14 protein-coding genes and 3 tRNA genes are annotated in these 19,052 nt (G+C 62.1%); 6 read left to right on the forward strand and 11 right to left on the reverse strand.

Annotated features, from left to right (window positions below; translation table 11 throughout):
• Nucleotides 1-34: 34 nt before the first annotated feature.
• From lon to AC2T4A_RS23985, 7 genes are all read right to left on the reverse strand, one after another.
• Nucleotides 35-2,431, reverse strand: coding sequence for an endopeptidase La (gene lon, locus AC2T4A_RS23955; protein WP_486741978.1), 2,397 nt, complete (start codon nucleotides 2,429-2,431; stop codon nucleotides 35-37).
• Between the two features lie 133 nt (nucleotides 2,432-2,564).
• Nucleotides 2,565-3,845 (reverse strand): ATP-dependent Clp protease ATP-binding subunit ClpX, encoded by a 1,281-nt coding sequence (gene clpX / locus AC2T4A_RS23960; protein ID WP_017519553.1) that lies wholly within the window; start codon nucleotides 3,843-3,845, stop codon nucleotides 2,565-2,567.
• A 107-nt stretch (nucleotides 3,846-3,952) separates the two neighbouring features.
• On the reverse strand, nucleotides 3,953-4,591 hold the full coding sequence (gene clpP, locus AC2T4A_RS23965; protein WP_081516473.1) for an ATP-dependent Clp endopeptidase proteolytic subunit ClpP: 639 nt from the start codon (nucleotides 4,589-4,591) through the stop codon (nucleotides 3,953-3,955).
• Between the two features lie 93 nt (nucleotides 4,592-4,684).
• Nucleotides 4,685-5,995 (reverse strand): trigger factor, encoded by a 1,311-nt coding sequence (tig, locus tag AC2T4A_RS23970; protein ID WP_416746692.1) that lies wholly within the window; start codon nucleotides 5,993-5,995, stop codon nucleotides 4,685-4,687.
• 142 nt (nucleotides 5,996-6,137) lie between these two features.
• Nucleotides 6,138-6,222, reverse strand: a tRNA-Leu gene (locus tag AC2T4A_RS23975).
• Nucleotides 6,223-6,274: 52 nt separating this feature from the next.
• Nucleotides 6,275-6,350, reverse strand: a tRNA-His gene (locus tag AC2T4A_RS23980).
• Nucleotides 6,351-6,381: 31 nt separating this feature from the next.
• A tRNA-Arg gene (locus AC2T4A_RS23985) sits at nucleotides 6,382-6,458 on the reverse strand.
• A 262-nt stretch (nucleotides 6,459-6,720) separates the two neighbouring features.
• On the opposite strand from AC2T4A_RS23985, the gene folD reads away from it, so the two are divergent.
• Entirely contained in the window at nucleotides 6,721-7,575 is an 855-nt protein-coding gene (folD, locus tag AC2T4A_RS23990; protein WP_486741979.1) for a bifunctional methylenetetrahydrofolate dehydrogenase/methenyltetrahydrofolate cyclohydrolase FolD, read from the forward strand.
• A gap of 63 nt (nucleotides 7,576-7,638) precedes the next feature.
• Here folD and cysS read toward each other — a convergent pair whose 3' ends face one another.
• Together cysS and AC2T4A_RS24000 are read right to left on the reverse strand one after the other, a co-directional pair.
• Nucleotides 7,639-9,027 carry a cysteine--tRNA ligase gene (gene cysS / locus AC2T4A_RS23995; RefSeq protein ID WP_486741980.1) on the reverse strand — a complete coding sequence of 463 codons (1,389 nt, stop codon included), beginning with the start codon at nucleotides 9,025-9,027 and terminating at the stop codon, nucleotides 7,639-7,641.
• Between the two features lie 3 nt (nucleotides 9,028-9,030).
• Complete coding sequence (locus AC2T4A_RS24000) at nucleotides 9,031-10,713, reverse strand: glutamine--tRNA ligase/YqeY domain fusion protein (RefSeq protein ID WP_486743726.1); 1,683 nt, start codon at nucleotides 10,711-10,713, stop codon at nucleotides 9,031-9,033.
• Between the two features lie 121 nt (nucleotides 10,714-10,834).
• Between AC2T4A_RS24000 and AC2T4A_RS24005 the strand changes: the two genes are divergently transcribed.
• From AC2T4A_RS24005 to AC2T4A_RS24015, 3 genes are all read left to right on the forward strand, one after another.
• Entirely contained in the window at nucleotides 10,835-11,341 is a 507-nt protein-coding gene (locus tag AC2T4A_RS24005) for a peptidylprolyl isomerase (protein WP_081516469.1), read from the forward strand.
• Between the two features lie 4 nt (nucleotides 11,342-11,345).
• A complete protein-coding gene (gene lpxH / locus AC2T4A_RS24010; RefSeq protein WP_486741981.1) occupies nucleotides 11,346-12,068 on the forward strand; it encodes a UDP-2,3-diacylglucosamine diphosphatase in 723 nt (240 codons plus the stop codon).
• Between the two features lie 123 nt (nucleotides 12,069-12,191).
• Nucleotides 12,192-13,520: an SPFH domain-containing protein gene (locus AC2T4A_RS24015; RefSeq protein ID WP_478378352.1), complete on the forward strand. Its 1,329-nt coding sequence runs from the start codon at nucleotides 12,192-12,194 to the stop codon at nucleotides 13,518-13,520.
• 144 nt (nucleotides 13,521-13,664) lie between these two features.
• Here the strand turns inward: AC2T4A_RS24015 and AC2T4A_RS24020 are convergent, their stop codons facing one another.
• Nucleotides 13,665-14,276 carry a MiaE family protein gene (locus tag AC2T4A_RS24020; RefSeq protein ID WP_478378351.1) on the reverse strand — a complete coding sequence of 204 codons (612 nt, stop codon included), beginning with the start codon at nucleotides 14,274-14,276 and terminating at the stop codon, nucleotides 13,665-13,667.
• A gap of 187 nt (nucleotides 14,277-14,463) precedes the next feature.
• Between AC2T4A_RS24020 and AC2T4A_RS24025 the strand changes: the two genes are divergently transcribed.
• Nucleotides 14,464-15,327, forward strand: a complete 864-nt coding sequence (locus AC2T4A_RS24025; protein WP_416746681.1) for a universal stress protein — start codon at nucleotides 14,464-14,466, stop codon at nucleotides 15,325-15,327.
• 148 nt (nucleotides 15,328-15,475) lie between these two features.
• Here AC2T4A_RS24025 and AC2T4A_RS24030 read toward each other — a convergent pair whose 3' ends face one another.
• Nucleotides 15,476-15,952 carry a DUF1289 domain-containing protein gene (locus AC2T4A_RS24030; RefSeq protein WP_478378350.1) on the reverse strand — a complete coding sequence of 159 codons (477 nt, stop codon included), beginning with the start codon at nucleotides 15,950-15,952 and terminating at the stop codon, nucleotides 15,476-15,478.
• Nucleotides 15,953-16,334: 382 nt separating this feature from the next.
• Here AC2T4A_RS24030 and acnB point away from each other — a divergent pair, with 382 nt between their 5' ends.
• The gene (gene acnB, locus AC2T4A_RS24035) at nucleotides 16,335-18,944 is read left to right on the forward strand and encodes a bifunctional aconitate hydratase 2/2-methylisocitrate dehydratase (RefSeq protein ID WP_478378349.1); all 2,610 of its coding nucleotides are present in this window, start codon (nucleotides 16,335-16,337) and stop codon (nucleotides 18,942-18,944) included.
• Nucleotides 18,945-19,052 lie beyond the last annotated feature (108 nt).

A 19,052-nucleotide genomic window follows, 5' to 3' on the forward strand; every position in this document is an offset into this window, starting at 1 on the left:
AGGGCTCAAAAACAGTGTCAAGAAAGCCCCCCAACTAATGCGTGCTGATTCGCTCCTTGGAATCAGACTCGCGCTTCTCATCCTTTGCAACCATCTCGGGAGCCGCATCGGGCAAGGGCTCCGGGGCGTATTGCAGCGCAATTTGCAGGACCTCGTCAATCCATTTAACCGGTTTAATAACGAGATCGGCCTTAATATTATCTGGAATTTCCCTAAGATCTCGTACGTTTTCCTCGGGAATGATCACAGTCTTGATTCCACCGCGGTGCGCAGCGAGAAGTTTTTCCTTCAGGCCACCAATGGCCAGCACCTGACCACGCAGGGTGATCTCACCGGTCATGGCAACATCCGCGCGGACCGGAATCTGGGTGATCGCTGAGACCAGCGCGGTACACATGCCGATGCCCGCGCTAGGGCCGTCCTTGGGGGTCGCGCCTTCGGGCACGTGGATGTGGATATCGTGCTTCTCGTGGAAGTCCGGGGCTATGCCCAGGCTCTTCGAACGGCTACGAACCACGGTCAGCGCGGCGGTGATTGACTCCGCCATGACGTCGCCCAGCGAGCCGGTCTTGGTCAGTGCACCCTTGCCGGGAACCATGGCCGATTCGATGGTCAGCAATTCGCCGCCCACCTGGGTCCAGGCGAGGCCGGTCACCTGGCCGATCTGGTCCTGCTGCTCGGCCAGGCCGTAGCGGAACTTGCGCACACCCAGGTAGTTTTCCAGCGAATCCGGAGTCACCACGGCGTCGATGCGCTTGGCCTTGCCACCGTCCTTGACCGCCTTGCGGCAGACCTTGGCGATCTGGCGCTCAAGGCTACGCACACCGGCTTCACGGGTGTAATAGCGAATGATGTCACGGGTAGCGGCTTCCTCGAAGACCACCTCGTCCTTCTTGAGACCATTGGCCGCAGTCTGTTTCGGTACAAGATATTTCGAGGCGATGTTGATCTTCTCGTCCTCGGTGTAACCCGGCAGGCGGATGACTTCCATGCGGTCCAGCAATGCTGCCGGAATGTTCATGGAGTTCGCCGTGCAGAGGAACATCACGTCGGAGAGGTCGTAGTCGACTTCGAGGTAGTGGTCGTTGAAGTTGTGGTTCTGCTCCGGATCGAGCACTTCCAGCAGCGCCGACGCGGGATCGCCACGCATGTCGCTGCCCATCTTGTCGATTTCGTCGAGCAGGAACAGCGGATTGCGCACGCCGACCTTGGTCATTTTCTGAATCAGACGACCGGGCATGGAGCCAATGTAGGTCCGACGGTGGCCACGAATCTCGGCCTCGTCACGCACACCACCCAGGGCCATGCGCACGAACTTGCGGTTGGTCGCGCGGGCGATGGACTCGGCCAGCGAGGTCTTGCCTACGCCGGGCGGGCCAACCAGGCAGAGTACCGGGCCTTTGAGCTTCTTCACGCGCTTCTGTACGGCGAGATACTCAAGGATGCGCTCCTTGACCTCTTCCAGGCCGTAGTGGTCGGCATCGAGGATGTCCTCGGCCTTGTCCAGGTCGTGGCGCACCTTGCTCTCGGCCTTCCACGGCACGTTGACCAGCCAATCGATGTAGGAACGCACCACGGTCGCCTCGGCGGACATCGGCGACATCTGCTTGAGCTTGTTCAGCTCCGCAGTGGCTTTGGCCAGGGCTTCCTTGGTCAGGCCGGCGGCGTCGATGCGCTTCTTCAGTTCCTCGACTTCGTTGTGGCCTTCATCGATGTCACCCAGCTCTTTCTGGATGGCCTTCATCTGTTCGTTGAGGTAGTACTCGCGCTGGCTGCGCTCCATCTGCTTCTTCACGCGGCCGCGAATGCGCTTCTCGACCTGCAGCAGGTCGATCTCGGCATCCAGCATGGCCAACACGTGCTCGACGCGGGCGGACAGCTCGGTGATCTCGAGGATTTCCTGCTTCTGCTCGATCTTCAGTGCCATGTGCGCAGCCATGGTGTCTACCAGGCGGCCGGGCTCATCGATGCTGTTGAGCGAAGACAGAACTTCGGCCGGGACCTTCTTGCCCAGTTGCACGTACTGCTCGAACTGGCTGAGCAGGCTGCGGGTGAAAACTTCGGATTCGCGCTCGCCGACGGAGACCTCATCAATGATCGAAACTTCCGCGCGGCAATAGGCTTCCTCGTCGATGAAGCGCTCTACCTGGCCGCGCTGCTCGCCTTCGACCAGCACCTTGACGGTGCCATCGGGCAGCTTGAGCAACTGCAGGACGGTGGCCACCGTGCCCATGCGGTACAGGCCGTCCGCGCCCGGATCGTCGTCGGCCGGATTCTTCTGCGCCAGCAACAGGATCTGCTTGTCGCTGGTCATGGCGGCCTCGAGGGCCTCGATGGATTTCTCACGGCCCACAAACAGCGGGATGACCATGTGCGGATACACCACTACGTCACGCAGGGGCAGCAGGGGCAACTCGACGAGTGTTTTCATGATATTCGGCTCTACAGCGGCACTTGGCCAAAACGATGGGATTGGACCCTTCGGCCTAAGATGGGGTTAGGACTGGGAAAAAACAAGCGCGGTAGATGGGAAGAAAAAAGGGGCCCTAGGGCCCCTTCTGGTTTCAGGCGTCAGGTGCAGCCTTGGCCGGCTGCTCGCTGTTCTCGTAGATCAGCAGCGGCTGGGAGGAGCCCTCGATGACGCTTTCGTCGATCACCACCTTGCTGACATCGTTCTGCGAGGGGATCTCGTACATGGTATCGAGCAGGATGCCTTCGAGAATCGAACGCAGACCACGGGCGCCGGTCTTGCGCTCCAGCGCGCGACGGGCAACGGCCTTGAGCGCGTCCGGACGGAACTCCAGGTCCACGCCTTCCATTTCGAAGAGCTTGGCGTACTGCTTGGTCAGCGCATTCTTCGGCTCGGTCAGAATCTGCATCAACGCAGGCTCGTCCAGCTCGTCAAGGGTCGCGATGATCGGCAGTCGACCAACAAACTCGGGGATCAGACCGAATTTCACCAGATCTTCCGGCTCAACCTCACGCAGCGCCTCGCCGACCTTCTTGCCCGCTTCCTGGCTGCGAACCTCGGCGTTGAAGCCGATGCCGCCCTTGGTGGAACGGTTCTGGATGACCTTCTCCAGGCCAGCGAACGCGCCACCGCAGATGAACAGGATGTTGCGGGTGTCGACCTGCAGGAATTCCTGCTGCGGGTGCTTGCGGCCGCCTTGAGGCGGTACGGAAGCCACGGTGCCTTCGATCAGCTTCAGCAAGGCCTGCTGAACGCCTTCACCGGACACGTCGCGGGTGATCGACGGGTTGTCGGATTTGCGCGAGATCTTGTCGATTTCGTCGATGTAGACGATGCCCATCTGGGCCTTCTCGACGTCGTAATCGCACTTCTGCAGCAGCTTCTGGATGATGTTCTCGACGTCCTCGCCCACGTAGCCAGCCTCGGTGAGGGTGGTGGCATCGGCGATGGTGAAGGGAACATTGAGCAGACGCGCCAGGGTCTCGGCGAGCAGGGTCTTGCCCGAGCCGGTCGGCCCGATCAGCAGGATGTTGCTCTTGCCCAGTTCGACGTCGTCCTTGCGCTCACGCTGGTTGAGGCGCTTGTAGTGGTTGTAAACCGCTACTGCCAGGGTTTTCTTGGCACGTTCCTGGCCGATCACGTACTGATCGAGGATGGTGCGGATCTCTTTCGGCGCCGGAAGCTTGTGCGCACTGCTCTCCGCCTGTGCTTCCTGCACCTCCTCACGGATGATGTCATTGCACAGGTCAACGCACTCGTCGCAGATAAAGACCGAGGGGCCGGCAATCAACTTGCGCACTTCGTGCTGGCTCTTGCCGCAGAAGGAGCAATACAGCAGCTTGCCGTTGTCCTCGCCGTTGCGGGTGTCAGTCATTCGATCGTTCCAATCGGGGATATACGTGAAGGACAAGATGAAGGCATTCGCAGGCATTTTCAAGCCCGCGAGCGGCCGGATTACCGGCCGCGGTACAGCGGGGAGACTCAGCTGGCGGAAGGACGCTGAGTGAAGACCTGATCGATCAGACCGTATTTGACGGCCTCGTCGCCGCTCATGAAGCGGTCACGGTCGGTATCGCGGGCGATGACGTCCAGCGGCTGGCCGGTATGATGCGCCAGCACCTGGTTCAGGCGCTCCTTGATGAAGAGGATTTCCTTGGCGTGGATCTCGATGTCCGAGGCCTGGCCCTGGAAGCCGCCCAATGGCTGGTGGATCATCATGCGCGAATGCGGCAGGCAGTAGCGCTTGCCAGCGGCACCGCCGGCCAGCAGCAGGGCACCCATGCTGCACGCCTGGCCCACACAGATGGTGGAGACGTCTGGCTTGATGAACTGCATGGTGTCGTAGATCGACATGCCAGCAGTCACGGAGCCACCCGGGGAGTTGATGTAGAGGTGGATGTCCTTGTCCGGATTCTCGGCTTCGAGGAACAGCAGCTGGGCAACCACGAGGTTGGCCATGTAGTCCTCGACCTGGCCGACCAGGAAGATGATCCGCTCCTTCAGCAGGCGCGAATAGATGTCGTAGGAACGCTCACCGCGGGCGGACTGCTCCACCACCATCGGCACCAGACCACCAGCGGCCTGAATGTTCGGAACTTGCGGCATATAAGGATTATGCATGTCCGACGATCACTCCCTAATAAAAAGTCATGTCTCTATAGACGCACAAGCCAGCCCGAAGGCTGGCTTGTGACAATCGAACGAAGCGCTGGATCAGGCCGCTTGCGGAGCTTCTGCAGGCTTGACCGCGTCTTCGTAGGATACCTGCTTGTCGGTCACATTGGCCTTCTGCAGGACAGTATCTACAACTTGTTCTTCCAGTACAACCGAACGAACTTCGTTCAGTTGCTGGTCGTTCTTGTAGTACCAGGAAACAACTTGTTCCGGCTCCTGATAAGCCGAAGCCATCTCTTCGATCATTTCGCGAACGCGGGCTTCGTCAGCCTTCAGTTCGTGCTGCTTGACCAGCTCGGCGACGATCAGACCCAGCACGACGCGGCGCTTGGCCTGCTCTTCGAACAGCTCAGCCGGCAGTTGGTCGGGCTTGATGTTGCCACCGAACTGCTGGACAGCCTGGACGCGCAGACGATTGACTTCGTTGCTGATCAGGGCTTTCGGAACTTCGATCGGATTGGTCTCGACCAGACCTTCCATCACCTGGTTCTTCACCTTGGACTTGATGGCCTGACGCAGCTCACGCTCCATGTTCTTGCGAACTTCGGTGCGGAAGCCTTCCAGAGTGCTTTCCTTCACGCCGAACAGAGCGAAGAACTCTTCGTTCAGTTCCGGCAGCTTCGGCTCGGCGACGCTGTTGACGGTGGCGGTGAACTCGGCGGCTTTGCCAGCCAGGTCCAGGTTCTGATAGTCCTCGGGGAAGGTCACGTTCAGAACGCGCTCTTCGCCGGCCTTGGCGCCGACCAGGCCTTCTTCGAAGCCCGGGATCATGCGGCCGGAGCCCAGCACCAGCAGGGTGCCCTTGGCGGAACCGCCAGCGAAGGCTTCGCCGTCGATCTTGCCAACGAAGTCGATGTTTACCTGGTCGTCGTTCTGAGCGGCGCGGTCAACGGCTTCGAAGCGGGTGTTCTGCTTGCGCAGGATTTCCAGCATGTTGTCGAGGTCAGCATCGGCTACGTCAGCCTGCAGGCGCTCAACCTTGATGCCGTCGAAACCGGCAACCTGGAACTCGGGGAAGACTTCGAAGGTAGCGATGTACTCGAGACCCTTTTCCTTCTCGAACACTTTCGGCTCGACGGAGGGGGCACCGGCCGGGTTCAGCTTCTGCTCGACCACGGCTTCGTAGAAGGTTTCCTGGATCAGGTCACCGAGGGCTTCCTGACGAGCGGCGGCTTCGTAGCGCTGACGGATCACGCTCATCGGCACCTTGCCGGGACGGAAGCCAGGAACCTTGGCGCGACGAGCGGTCTGCTGCAGACGCTTGTTGACTTCGGTCTCGATGCGCTCGGCCGGCACGCCAACGGTCATGCGGCGCTCAAGAGCGGAGGTGCTTTCAACGGAAACTTGCATGGATATTCCTCGTGGCACAGACGTAAGCCGGTCCTTCCGGCTCCCAGAATCAAGGGCAAGCATTCTAGTAGCTAGAAATGCAGAAGTCACCCTGACTGGAAGCTGCGGAAATTCACGGATGCGAGAGCTTATGGAAAGAAGATGGTGCGGACGGAGAGACTCGAACTCTCACAGCTTGCGCCACTGGAACCTAAATCCAGCGTGTCTACCAATTTCACCACGTCCGCAGGGTACCGCAGAAACGAAAACGCCAGGCTCTGGGCCTGGCGCTTCGGAATATGGGGTGGACGATGGGAATCGAACCCACGACACCAGGAGCCACAATCCTGTGCTCTACCAACTGAGCTACGCCCACCATATTACATTTGCTTGTACCGAACGCCACTTGGCGCACCCGGCAGGACTCGAACCTGCGACCATCCGCTTAGAAGGCGGATGCTCTATCCAGCTGAGCTACGGGCGCTTTAGTGGCGGCAACCCTTGCTAAGCAGACTCAGTGGAAACCACCGAATCGGTTGGCACCGCCTCTTTCGTGTTTCAGGCTGTGCTCGGCAAGCGGGGCGCATGTTATCGATGAGGCCATACCCCGTCAACAACTTTTTTAAAAAAAATTCAAAGAGATAAAGGAGTTACGCCAAATCACGGGCTCCCGCCTTTGCCTTATGGAGGCAGCATGCGAAAATGCGCGCCTTCTTTTCACCCGCCTTAATGGTTATCCCCCCGACATGACTGCAAAACTGATCGACGGCAAAGCGATCGCCGCCAGCCTCCGCCAGCAGATTGCCCAACGCGTCAATGAACGCCGCCAGCAAGGACTGCGCATCCCTGGCCTGGCTGTGATCCTGGTCGGCAGCGACCCCGCCTCTCAGGTCTATGTCGCGCACAAGCGCAAGGACTGTGAAGAGGTCGGCTTCCTCTCCCAGGCGTACGACCTCCCCGCCAGCACCACCCAGGAAGAACTGCTGTCGCTGATCGACCGCCTGAACGCCGACCCGGCCATCGATGGCATCCTCGTCCAGTTGCCCCTCCCCGCCCACCTCGATGCTTCCCAGCTGCTGGAACGCATCAGCCCGGACAAGGACGTGGACGGCTTCCACCCCTTCAACATCGGTCGCCTGGCCCAGCGCATCCCGCTGCTGCGCCCCTGCACCCCGAAAGGCATCATGACCCTGCTGCAAAACACCGGCGTCGACCTGTACGGCCTGGATGCAGTAGTAGTGGGCGCATCGAACATCGTCGGCCGCCCCATGGCGCTGGAACTGCTGCTCGGCGGCTGTACCGTCACCGTGACCCACCGCTTCACCCGCGACCTGGCCGACCACGTGCGCCGCGCCGACCTGGTGGTCGTCGCCGCCGGCAAGCCGGGTCTGGTCAAAGGCGAGTGGATCAAGGAAGGCGCCATCGTCATCGACGTGGGCATCAACCGCCAGGAAGACGGCAAGCTGGTCGGCGACGTGGAATACAACGTGGCCGCCGAGCGTGCCAGCTGGATCACTCCGGTGCCGGGCGGCGTCGGCCCGATGACCCGCGCCTGCCTGCTGGAAAACACCCTGTACGCTGCCGAACACCTGCACCCCTGACAGGTTGTCGACGCGCAAGAAAAAGGCCGCTGATCAGCGGCCTTTTCCATTTGCGGGTAGCGATTACTCGGCGAGACGCCAGGTAGTACCGCCCTTACCGTCTTCCAGCACCACGCCCAGCGCGGTCAGCTCATCGCGGATGCGGTCGGACTCGCCCCAGTTCTTCGCCGCACGGGCATTCAGGCGAGCCTGGATCAGCGCCTCGACCTGCGCCGCGTCGACCTTGCCAGCCGCGCCAGCCTGGAGGAACTCGTCGGCATCCAACTGTAGAACCCCCAGCAGCGCACCCAACTCACGCACGCGCGCCGCCAGTGCAGCCGCTGCCGCCGGATCGCTCTCACGCAGGCGGTTGACCTCGCGGACCATCTCGAACAGCACGGCAACCGCTTCCGGCGTACCGAAGTCGTCGTCCATCGCCGCACCGAAGCGCTCGACGAACTCCTCGCCCCCCTGGGCCGCCACCTGCGGCAGGCCGCGCAGCGCGGTGTAGAAACGCTCCAGCGCGCCCTTGGCTTCCTTCAGGTTGTCTTCGGAATAGTTGATCGGGCTGCGGTAGTGGCTGGAGACCAGCAGGAAGCGCACGACTTCCGGATGGTACTTCTCCAGCACTTCGCGGATGGTGAAGAAGTTGCCCAGGGACTTGGACATCTTCTCGCCATCCACACGTACCGCGCCGGCGTGCATCCAGCTGGCCGCGTAGAGCTTGCCAGTGGCCGCCTCGCTCTGGGCGATCTCGTTTTCGTGGTGCGGGAACACCAGGTCCGGGCCGCCGCCATGGATGTCGAAAGTCTCGCCCAGGCAGCAGGTGGACATCACCGAGCACTCGATGTGCCAGCCCGGACGACCGGCGCCCCACGGAGATTCCCAGCTCGGCTCGCCCGGCTTGGCGCCCTTCCAGAGCACGAAGTCCAGCGGATCTTCCTTGGATTCGTCGACCTCGATCCGCGCACCGATGCGCAGGTCTTCGATCTTCTTGCGCGACAGCTTGCCGTAGCCGGCGAACTTGCCGACACGGTAGTAGACGTCACCATTGCCCGGCGCGTAAGCGTACCCCTTGTCGATGAGGGTCTGGATCATCTCGTGCATACCGGCGATATGGCCGGTGGCGCGCGGCTCGATGTCCGGACGCAGGACCGACAGGCGCGCCTCGTCCTCGTGCATCGCGGCGATCATGCGGGCGGTCAGGTCTTCGAACGATTCGCCGTTCTCCTGGGCGCGACGGATGATCTTGTCGTCGATGTCGGTGATGTTGCGCACATAGGTCAGGTCATAGCCGCGATGGCGCAGCCAGCGGGCGATGACGTCGAACGCCACCATCACCCGGGCGTGGCCGATGTGGCAGAAGTCGTAGACGGTCATGCCGCACACGTACATCCGCACCTGATTGCCCACCAGCGGCTTGAAGGCGTCCTTGGTCTTGGACAGCGTGCTGTAGATCTGCAAGTCAGCCATCCGTTACTGCCCCCAGGAATCGCGCAGGGTCACGGTGCGGTTGAACACCAGGGCACCAGCCTTGGAGTCCTTGGCATCCGCGCAGAAGTAGCCTTCACGCTCGAACTGGAAACGATCCTCGGCAGTGGCGCTGGCCAGCGACGGCTCCGCGCGGCAGCCCTTGAGCACCACCAGGGAGTCAGGGTTGATGTTGTCGAGGAAGCTGCCGCCCTCGTCCGATTTCTCCGGATTGGCGGAGCGGAACAGGCGGTCGTACAGGCGCACTTCGCACTCGACGCTCTCGGCAGCCGGCACCCAGTGGATCACGCCCTTGACCTTGCGGCCCTCGGGGTTCTTGCCCAGGGTGTTCTCGTCGTAGCTGCAGCGCAGTTCGACGATATTGCCGGAGGCGTCCTTGATGGCTTCGTCGGCGCGGATCACGTAGCTGCCGCGCAGGCGCACTTCGCCGCCCGGAATCAGGCGCTTGTAGCCGGCCGGCGGGACTTCCTCGAAGTCGCTGGCGTCGATGTAGATCTCGCGACTGAACGGCAGCACGCGCACACCCATGTCCTGCTTCGGATGGCGCGGCAGTTCGAGGTTCTCGACCTGGCCTTGCGGATAGTTGGTGATGACCACTTTCAGCGGCTTGAGCACGCACATCGCACGACTAGCGTTGGCGTCGAGGTCGTCACGGATGGCGAATTCCAGCATGCCAATGTCCACGACGCCGCCGGCACGGTTCACACCGATCATGTCGCAGAAGGCGCGGATCGACGCTGGGGTGTAGCCGCGGCGGCGGTAGCCGGAGAGGGTCGACATGCGCGGGTCGTCCCAGCCATTCACGTGCTTTTCATCGACCAGTTGCTTGAGCTTGCGCTTGCTGGTGATGGTGTAGTTCAGGTTCAGGCGCGCGAATTCGTACTGGCGCGGCTGCGCCGGGACCGGCAGGTTGGCCAGGAACCACTCGTACAGCGGGCGGTGATCCTCGAACTCCAGGGTGCAGATGGAGTGGGTGATGCCCTCGATAGCGTCCGACTGACCATGAGTGAAGTCGTAGCTGGGGTAGATGCACCACTTGTCGCCGGTCTGGTGGTGATGAGCGTGGCGGATACGGTAGAGGATCGGGTCGCGCAGGTTGATGTTTGGCGAGGCCATATCGATCTTCGCGCGCAGCGAGCGGGCGCCGTCCGGGAACTCGCCGGCCTTCATGCGGGCGAACAGGTCCAGGTTTTCCTCCACCGAACGCTCGCGGAACGGGCTGTTCTTGCCCGGCTCGGTCAGGGAGCCGCGATAGGCTCGCATTTCCTCGGCGTTCAGGTCGCAGACGAAGGCCTTGCCGGCCTTGATCAGGTCGACCGCCCAGTCGTGCAACTGGTCGAAATAGTTGGACGCATAGCGCACCTGACCAGCCCACTCGAAGCCCAGCCATTTCACATCGGCCTCGATGGCGTCGATGTACTCCTGGTCTTCCTTCGCCGGGTTGGTGTCGTCGAAGCGCAGGTGGCAGTCACCGCCGAACTCCTTGGCCAGGCCGAAGTTCAGACAGATGGACTTGGCGTGACCGATGTGCAGGTAGCCGTTGGGCTCCGGCGGGAAGCGGGTGACGATCTTCTGGTGCTTGCCACTTTCCAGGTCGGCCGCAACGATCGGGCGCAGGAAGTTGGCGGCAACAGTGGCTTCTTTCGTATCGGCGGTAGGCTTGCTCATGGTGTCCTTGATCATGCTGGTGTTCGGCCAGGGTAGGCCAGCCAAACCAAAGCGCTTATCATAGCCGAAGCTGTCAACCCCCTGACAGGCCTTCGATTTTTCCAAAGAGCGGAATTCCCTGATGACTACCACCGTCAAACTGCAGACCAACTTCGGCGATATCACCCTTGAACTCTTCGACGACAAGGCGCCCGAAACCGTGGCCAACTTCAAGGAGTACGTGAAGGCCGGCCATTACGACAACACCGTTTTCCACCGTGTGATCAACAACTTCATGATCCAGGGCGGCGGCTTCGAGCCGGGCATGAAGCAGAAGTCCACCCGCAAGTCGATCAAGAACGAAGCCAACAACGGCGTCGGCAACAAGATCGGTACCGTCGCCATGGCCCGCACCATGGAGCCGCACTCGGCCAGCGCGCAGTTCTTCATCAATGTCGCCGACAACGACTTCCTCAACCACAGCGCGCCGACCGTACAGGGCTGGGGCTACTGCGTGTTCGGTGAAGTGAAGGACGGCATGGACGTGGTCAACAAGATCAAGACCGTCGCCACCACCATGCGCTCCGGCCACCAGGACGTACCGGCTGACGACGTGATCATCGAGAAAGCAGAAGTCATCGGCGAGTGAGTCGATGAGCGTCCTGTTCATCTCGGACCTGCATCTCGAAGCGGAACGCCCGGACATTACCCGGGCGTTCTTGCATTTCCTCGCTACCCGCGCCCGTACGGCCGAGGCGCTGTATATCCTCGGCGACTTCTTCGAAGCCTGGATCGGCGACGACGGCATGGACGAGTTCCAGCACTCCATCGCCCGCGCCCTGCGTGAATTGTCCGATACCGGCACACGCATCTTCCTTATGCACGGCAACCGCGACTTCCTGATCGGCCAGGCCTTCTGCCGTGAAGCAGGCTGCACCCTGCTGCGCGACCCGAGCCTGATCGACCTGGATGGCGAGAAGATCCTGCTGATGCATGGCGACAGCCTGTGCACCCTCGACGTGGCCTATATGAAGCTGCGCCGCTGGCTGCGCAATCCGTTGACCCTGTTCATCCTGCGCAGCCTTCCGCTGGCCACCCGCCACAAGCTGGCGCGCAAGCTGCGCAAGGAAAGCCGCGCGCAGACTCGCATGAAGGCCAGCGAGATCGTCGACGTCACCCCGGCGGAAGTGGAGCGCATCATGCGTGACAAAGGTGTACGCATCCTGATCCACGGGCACACCCACCGCCCCGCCGTCCACGAACTGGAAATCGATGGCCGCCCCGCGCGACGCATCGTCCTCGGCGACTGGGACAGGCAGGGCTGGGCTCTGGAGGCCGACGAACAGGGCCTGCAGCAAGCCCCCTTCCCCCTCTGAGGCTCGCGGCCACCGCAATGGTGGCCTTTTGGCGTTAACCCACCCGCACTGTCAGACATTTCTTCTTGACCGGTACCCACCGCCTTACGCAGCATTCGCGGTTTGCTCAATCAAGGAAGAGACATGTTCAGCAAGGGAAACCTCATCAAGTTTGGCGCCCTGCCCCTGGCCCTGGTCGCCGCCGCCTTCATCCTGTTCAACGGCATCTTCTTCTACAACGAAGCCGGGTACATGACCCACGTGCGGACCATCTTCGGCGACGAGAAGATCGTCGACGACGTCGGCTACGCCACCAAGTGGTTCGGCCGCGCCACCACCTGGAAGAAGGCCATCAGCGTGCAGTCCGTGCTGGTCATGGACGAGAACGATAACAACCCGGATAACGACGCCCTGGGCGCCACCATCGAAGCCTTCCCCATCGTCTTCCTCGGCAACGTCGACGCCAAGGTCGAGTCCTCCGCGCGCTTCCGTCTACCCGGAGGCGAGCAGTTCCTGAAGATGGCACAGGAATATCGCAACCCGGACAACTTCATCCGTACCGCGCTGGTCCCGGCAATCAAGGAAACCCTGCAGGCCACCGCGTCGCTGATGACCGCCGACGACTACTACGCCGGTGCCCGCAGCGAATTCGCCGCGGAGTTCGAGAACCAGCTCAATGACGGCCTGTACCTGATCAAGCGCAAGGAAGTCCGCGGCCCGCGCGGCGCCGTCCCGCACCAGACAGCCATCCTGCAGGCCGGCACCGAACAGGGCAGCTTCGGCGATAACAACGCCAGCCAGTTCATCACCGAGAAGGTCACAGACGCCAAGGGGCTCCCGGTGCGCAAGCAGCAGCAGTTCCGCAAGTTCGGCGTGGAAGTGGTGGAAGCGCGCATCACCAACGTCGATCCCAACCCGCAGTACAAGCAACGCATGGTCAAGGTTCAGCAGGCTTTGGCCGAGCTGGCCGTAGCGCGCCAGAATCGCCTGAAGGAAGAGGAAGAGAAGCTGCTGGTCACCGCGCGCGGCGAGAAGGAAGTGGAAGCCAAGCGCCAGGAAACCCTGCGCGACCAGATCGAGCGCACCACCCAGGCGGAAACCGAGAAGCAGCTGGCCGTGATCAACGCCGAGCGCGAAAAGCAGCGCGCCGAGATCGAGAAGCAGACTGCCGAACTGCTGCGTGACAAGGCCACCGTCACCGCGCAGGCCACCAAGATCACCGCCGACGCCGAGGCCTATGCGCGTGAAGCCGTGATCAAGGCGGACGGTGCGCTGCAGCCCAAGCTGGACGCGCTGATCGCGATCAACAAGGTGTGGGCCGAAGCCGCTGCTCAGGCTCCGGTTCCCAGTGTGATGATGGCCGGCGGCCAGACCAACGCCAGCAGCCGCCAGGACGAGATCGGCCAGTTGATGGGGGTTCTGGCCACCAAGGCCGCGCGCGACCTGGCGCTGGACCTGAAGGTGAAGGACTGAATCGGTATCTGTAGGAGCGAGCTTGCTCGCGAATGTATTTCCCAGAAGCTCCGGCGCTGGGCTGGTTCGCGAGCAAGCTCGCTCCTACGAAGAGCCGAAATGAAAAAGCGCCCAGTCGGGCGCTTTCTTATTTCGACAGGAAGATCAGGCTGCCAGCTCGACCGGCACGCCGCTGTGGAAACGAAACTCGCGGTCCGGCGACTGGATCAGCCCAGCCTCCACTTCGCGGATCTCCGCCACGCGGCGGTCAATGTCAGCGTCATCACCATAACGCCGCGCCAGACTCAGGTAGCCTTGGAAGTGCCGCGCCTCGGATTTGAGCAGCGAGCCGTAGAACTTCGCCAGATCGGCATCCAGGTGCTCCACCAGCGCAGCGAAACGCTCGCAACTGCGGCATTCGATGAAGGCGCCAACGATCAGGGTATCCACCAGCTTCTGCGGTTCGTGGTTACGCACCACGGCGCGCAGGCCGGAGGCATAGCGGCCGGCAGAGATCGGCCGCAGCGGAATGCCGCGCTTCTTCAGGATTGCCAGCACCTGCTCGTGGTGTCGCAACTCCTCACGGGCCAGGCGTGACATGAAGTTCACCAACTCCTCGTGGGCGCTGTACTTGGCGATCAGGGCCAGGGCCGTGCTGGCAGCCTTGAACTCGTTGTTCTTGTGGTCGATCAGCATGACCGCCTGATCCCGCAGCGCGGCTTCCACCCACGCGTCCGGCGTGGCACAACCGAGGAATTCCCTGATTTCAGACAGCATGCTCCACTCCAACAACAACGAACTCCGAGGACGCGACCCACCGGCTGGCCGGTGTCATAAAGGCGGAGCATTATACGAATGCCGCCGCGCGGAACCAGCTTCCGGCGTTGATATGCCTCAACGTCATGAATGAGATATCCCGACTACAGTGGTTCCACATAAACAACGCGCACGAAGGGAGACGATCATGCAAGCCATCCGTAGCATCCTCGTAGTCGTGGACCCGGACCAGCCGGAAGGTCTCGCGCTGAAACGGGCCCGCCTGATCGCCAGCGTGACCCAGTCGCACCTGCACCTGCTGGCCTGCGAGCGGCGCGCCGACTACAGCGCCAAGCTCGAGGAAGTCGCCGAGGTGCTGCGCCAGGAGGGCTTCAGCGCTTCCAGCCGCCAAGCCTGGAAGGACAACCTGCACCAGACCATCATCGCCGAGCAGCAGGCCGAAGGCTGCGGGCTGGTGATCAAGCAGCACAGCCCGGACAACCCGCTGAAGAAAGCCCTGCTCACTCCCGACGACTGGAAGCTGCTGCGCTTCTGTCCGTCACCGGTGCTGCTGGTGAAGACCAGCCTGCCCTGGGCGGGGCGTAACATCCTCGCCGCCGTGGACGTGGGCAACAACGACATCGAGCACCGCACCCTGCACTCAGGGATCGTCAGCCACGCCTATGACATCGCCGGCCTCGCCCATGGCCAATTGCACGTGATCAGTGCCCACCCCTCGCCGATGCTCTCGGCCGCCGACCCGACCTTCCAGCTCAGCGAGACCATCGAGGCCAAGTACCGCGAGGCCTGCAAGGCGTTTCAGGCCGAATACGGCGTCGACGACCAGCACCTGCACATCGAGGAAGGCCCGGCGGACGTGCTGATTCCCCGCGCCGCGCACAATCTCGACGCGGCGGTGACAGTGATCGGCAGCGTGGCGCGGACCGGCTTCGCCGGCGCGCTGATCGGCAACACCGCGGAAGTGGTTCTCGATACGCTGGAAAGCGACATCCTGGTCCTCAAGCCGGACGACATCATCGCCCACCTGGAGGAGTTGGTCGCCAAACCCTGACGATCACGTTGAGACCCAACCTGCAGGAGCGAGCTTGCTCGCGAACCGCCCAGCATCGCAGCAGGCGGGAAAAGGTTCGCGAGCAAGCTCGCTCCTACAGAAAGCAAAAGCGCCCGTCCGGGCGCTTTTTTTTATTAGCCAGAAGAGATCAGACCCGCGACTCCAGCGCGCCAGCCAGGAAGCTCGGCGCGATATAGCGCTCGTAATGTGCCTCGGACAGGATGAAGAACTCCTTGTCGATGGCGTCGCGCAGGTCCGGCAGCGGCCATTCGCGGAATTCCGGCAGCAGCGCCAGGCCGTAGGCCTCCACCTGGTTGATCATCCGCGAGCCGCGAGCGATTAGCTGGTAGGCCCAGCAATACGGCGACTGTTCAGGCACGAAGCGGATCTGTCGCTGCTCTAGCTGGCTGCGCAGCAAGGGCGCATCGAAGACTTCCAGCTTGGCCATCATCACCTGCGTCAGCAGGATCTCCAGACGGCTCAGGACCGCCCGCTTCTCCTCGTCGCCGTAGCGATTCCAGTTCACCACTTCGTGGTGGAAGCGCTTGCAGCCACGGCAGACCAGGTCGCCATAGACCGTCGAGCAGAGCCCGACACAGGGGGTTTTGATGCGTTGCGAAGACATGGCTGAACAGATAGCTGGCAAAGCGGGCATGTTAGCCCTTTGTCTAGGCAAGATCACCCTCGGGCACCACGCAAATCGGCTTACCAAGGCCCATTAATTCCATTAGAATGGATGCGCCTTTTTGGCGTCATTGTCCGAAAGAAGCTGTTTTCAAAGCGTCACGAAGCACAGATTCCGGCAGCCGCACGGTCTGGGCGCCTCCCTCAAGCGCCCAGCCCACTACGTCCCAGGCCCCACCGGCGTAAAACTTTGAAAACAGCTTCTGCCCGGAGATCGCCGGTGCCGTCGTAGGTCAGTGGATTACCGTCCACCATGCCTGACGAATGGATCGGAGGGGTCTCCTGGATACGCGTCCTCCGGGACCACTGATGAGGGAAATACTGTGCTTGAAGCCTATCGCAAACACGTAGAAGAGCGTGCCGCCCAGGGCGTCGTGCCCCAGCCGCTGAACGCCGAACAGACCGCTGGTCTGATCGAACTCCTGAAGAATCCGCCGGCCGGCGAAGAAGAATTTCTCCTCGACCTGATCACCAACCGCGTACCGCCGGGCGTTGACGAAGCTGCCTACGTCAAGGCTGGTTTCCTGTCCGCCGTTGCCAAGGGTGAAGCTACCTCCCCGCTGCTCTCCAAGACCCGCGCCCTCGAGCTGCTGGGTACCATGCAAGGCGGCTACAACATCGCCACCATGGTCGAGCTGCTGGATAACGCCGAGCTGGCCGAAGTTGCCGCCGCGCAACTGAAGCACACCCTGCTGATGTTCGATGCCTTCCACGACGTCGCCGAGCGCGCCAAGAAAGGCAACGCCGCCGCCAAGGCCGTGCTGCAGTCTTGGGCCGATGGCGAGTGGTTCAAGGCCCGTCCGGCTGTCGCCGAGAAGCTGACCCTGACCGTGTTCAAGGTCCCTGGCGAAACCAACACCGACGACCTGTCCCCCGCTCCGGACGCCTGGTCGCGCCCTGACATCCCGCTGCACGCCCTGGCCATGCTGAAGATGGCCCGCGACGGCATCGAGCCGATCCAGCCGGGCTCCGTCGGCCCGCTGAAGCAGATCGAAGCCGTTAAGGCCAAGGGCTTCCCGGTTGCCTACGTCGGTGACGTGGTCGGCACCGGTTCGTCCCGTAAGTCCGCCACCAACTCGGTGCTGTGGTTCTTCGGCGACGACATCCCCTACGTGCCGAACAAGCGCGCTGGCGGCTTCTGCTTCGGCACCAAGATCGCCCCGATCTTCTACAACACCATGGAAGACGCCGGCGCCCTGCCGATCGAATTCGACTGCACCAACCTGGCCATGGGCGACGTCATCGACGTATACCCGTACGAAGGCAAGGTCGTGCGTCATGACAGCGGCGAAGTGGTCACCACCTTCGAGCTGAAGACCCCGGTTCTGCTGGACGAAGTCCGCGCCGGCGGCCGTATCCCGCTGATCGTTGGCCGTGGCCTGACCGAGAAGGCCCGCGCCGAACTGGGTCTGGGCGCCTCCGACCTGTTCAAGAAGCCGGAAGCGCCGGCCGACAGCGGCAAGGGCTTCACCCTCGCCCAGAAGATGGTTGGCCGCGCCTGCGGTCTGGCCGAAGGCCAGGGCGTACGTCCGGGCACCTACTGCGAACCGAAGATGACCACCGTCGGTTCCCAGGACACCACTGGCCCGATGACCCGCGACGAGTTGAAAGACCTGGCTTGCCTGGGCTTCTCCGCCGACCTGGTCATGCAGTCCTTCTGCCACACCGCTGCTTATCCGAAGCCGATCGACGTCAAGACCCACCACACCCTGCCGGACTTCATCATGACCCGCGGCGGTGTTTCCCTGCGTCCGGGCGACGGCATCATCCACAGCTGGCTGAACCGCATGCTGCTGCCTGACACCGTCGGCACCGGCGGCGACTCGCACACCCGTTTCCCGATCGGCATCAGCTTCCCGGCCGGTTCCGGCCTGGTGGCCTTCGCCGCAGCCACCGGCGTCATGCCGCTGGACATGCCCGAATCGGTTCTGGTGCGTTTCAAGGGCAAGCTGCAACCGGGCATCACCCTGCGTGACCTGGTCCATGCGATCCCCTACTACGCGATCCAGGCTGGCCTGCTGACCGTCGAGAAGAAAGGCAAGAAGAACATCTTCTCCGGCCGCATCCTCGAGATCGAAGGTCTGAACGACCTGACCGTCGAACAGGCCTTCGAGCTGTCCGACGCCTCCGCCGAGCGTTCGGCTGCCGGTTGCACCATCAAGCTGCCGGAAGAGGCCATTGCCGAGTACCTGAAGTCCAACATCACTCTGCTGCGCTGGATGATCGGCGAAGGCTACGGCGACGCCCGCACCCTGGAGCGCCGCGCGCAAGCGATGGAAGCCTGGCTGGCCAACCCGCAACTGCTGGAAGCCGACAAGGACGCCGAGTACGCCGCGGTCATCGAGATCGACCTGGCCGACGTCAAGGAGCCGGTACTCTGCGCTCCGAACGACCCGGACGACGCCCGTCTGCTGTCCAGCGTGCAAGGCCGCAAGATCGATGAAGTCTTCATCGGTTCCTGCATGACCAACATTGGTCACTTCCGCGCTGCCGGCAAACTGCTGGACAAGGTCAAGGGTGGCATTCCGACCCGTCTGTGGCTGGCTCCGCCGACCAAGATGGACGCCCACCAGCTGACCGAGGAAGGCTACTACGGCATCTACGGCAAGGCTGGCGCGCGCATGGAAATGCCAGGCTGCTCGCTGTGCATGGGTAACCAGGCTCGCGTACAGACCGGTTCCACCGTGGTCTCCACTTCGACCCGTAACTTCCCGAACCGCCTGGGCGACGCCACCGACGTGTTCCTGGCATCCGCCGAGCTGGCCGCTGTCGCTTCGATCATCGGCAAACTGCCGACTATCGAGGAGTACATGGCCTACGCGAAGGACATCGACAGCATGTCTGCCGATATCTACCGCTACCTGAGCTTCGACCAGATCGCCGAGTTCCGCGAAGCTGCAGCCAACGCGAAGATCCCGGCCGTCCAGGTCTGAGACTCCTAGCGTGATGAAAAGCCCCGCCTCGTGCGGGGCTTTTCTTTTCTGTAAAGCCCGAAATAGAGGGCTTCACCCCTACCCTAACGATGGGCCTAATACTTATTG

The organism is Pseudomonas sp. PVC-3-1 (genome assembly GCF_057444315.1).

Excerpts from the sequence above, each read along its gene's own strand:
- AC2T4A_RS24000 (WP_486743726.1), bottom strand. The coding sequence starts at position 10,713 with ATGAGCAAGCCTACCGCCGATACGAAAGAAGCCACTGTTGCCGCCAAC.
- lon (WP_486741978.1), bottom strand. The coding sequence starts at position 2,431 with ATGAAAACACTCGTCGAGTTGCCCCTGCTGCCCCTGCGTGACGTAGTG.
- clpX (WP_017519553.1), bottom strand. The coding sequence starts at position 3,845 with ATGACTGACACCCGCAACGGCGAGGACAACGGCAAGCTGCTGTATTGC.
- clpP (WP_081516473.1), bottom strand. The coding sequence starts at position 4,591 with ATGCATAATCCTTATATGCCGCAAGTTCCGAACATTCAGGCCGCTGGT.
- lpxH (WP_486741981.1), top strand. The coding sequence starts at position 11,346 with ATGAGCGTCCTGTTCATCTCGGACCTGCATCTCGAAGCGGAACGCCCG.
- AC2T4A_RS24020 (WP_478378351.1), bottom strand. The coding sequence starts at position 14,276 with ATGCTGTCTGAAATCAGGGAATTCCTCGGTTGTGCCACGCCGGACGCG.
- AC2T4A_RS24005 (WP_081516469.1), top strand. The coding sequence starts at position 10,835 with ATGACTACCACCGTCAAACTGCAGACCAACTTCGGCGATATCACCCTT.
- AC2T4A_RS24025 (WP_416746681.1), top strand. The coding sequence starts at position 14,464 with ATGCAAGCCATCCGTAGCATCCTCGTAGTCGTGGACCCGGACCAGCCG.
- folD (WP_486741979.1), top strand. The coding sequence starts at position 6,721 with ATGACTGCAAAACTGATCGACGGCAAAGCGATCGCCGCCAGCCTCCGC.
- AC2T4A_RS24015 (WP_478378352.1), top strand. The coding sequence starts at position 12,192 with ATGTTCAGCAAGGGAAACCTCATCAAGTTTGGCGCCCTGCCCCTGGCC.
- cysS (WP_486741980.1), bottom strand. The coding sequence starts at position 9,027 with ATGGCTGACTTGCAGATCTACAGCACGCTGTCCAAGACCAAGGACGCC.
- tig (WP_416746692.1), bottom strand. The coding sequence starts at position 5,995 with ATGCAAGTTTCCGTTGAAAGCACCTCCGCTCTTGAGCGCCGCATGACC.
- AC2T4A_RS24030 (WP_478378350.1), bottom strand. The coding sequence starts at position 15,952 with ATGTCTTCGCAACGCATCAAAACCCCCTGTGTCGGGCTCTGCTCGACG.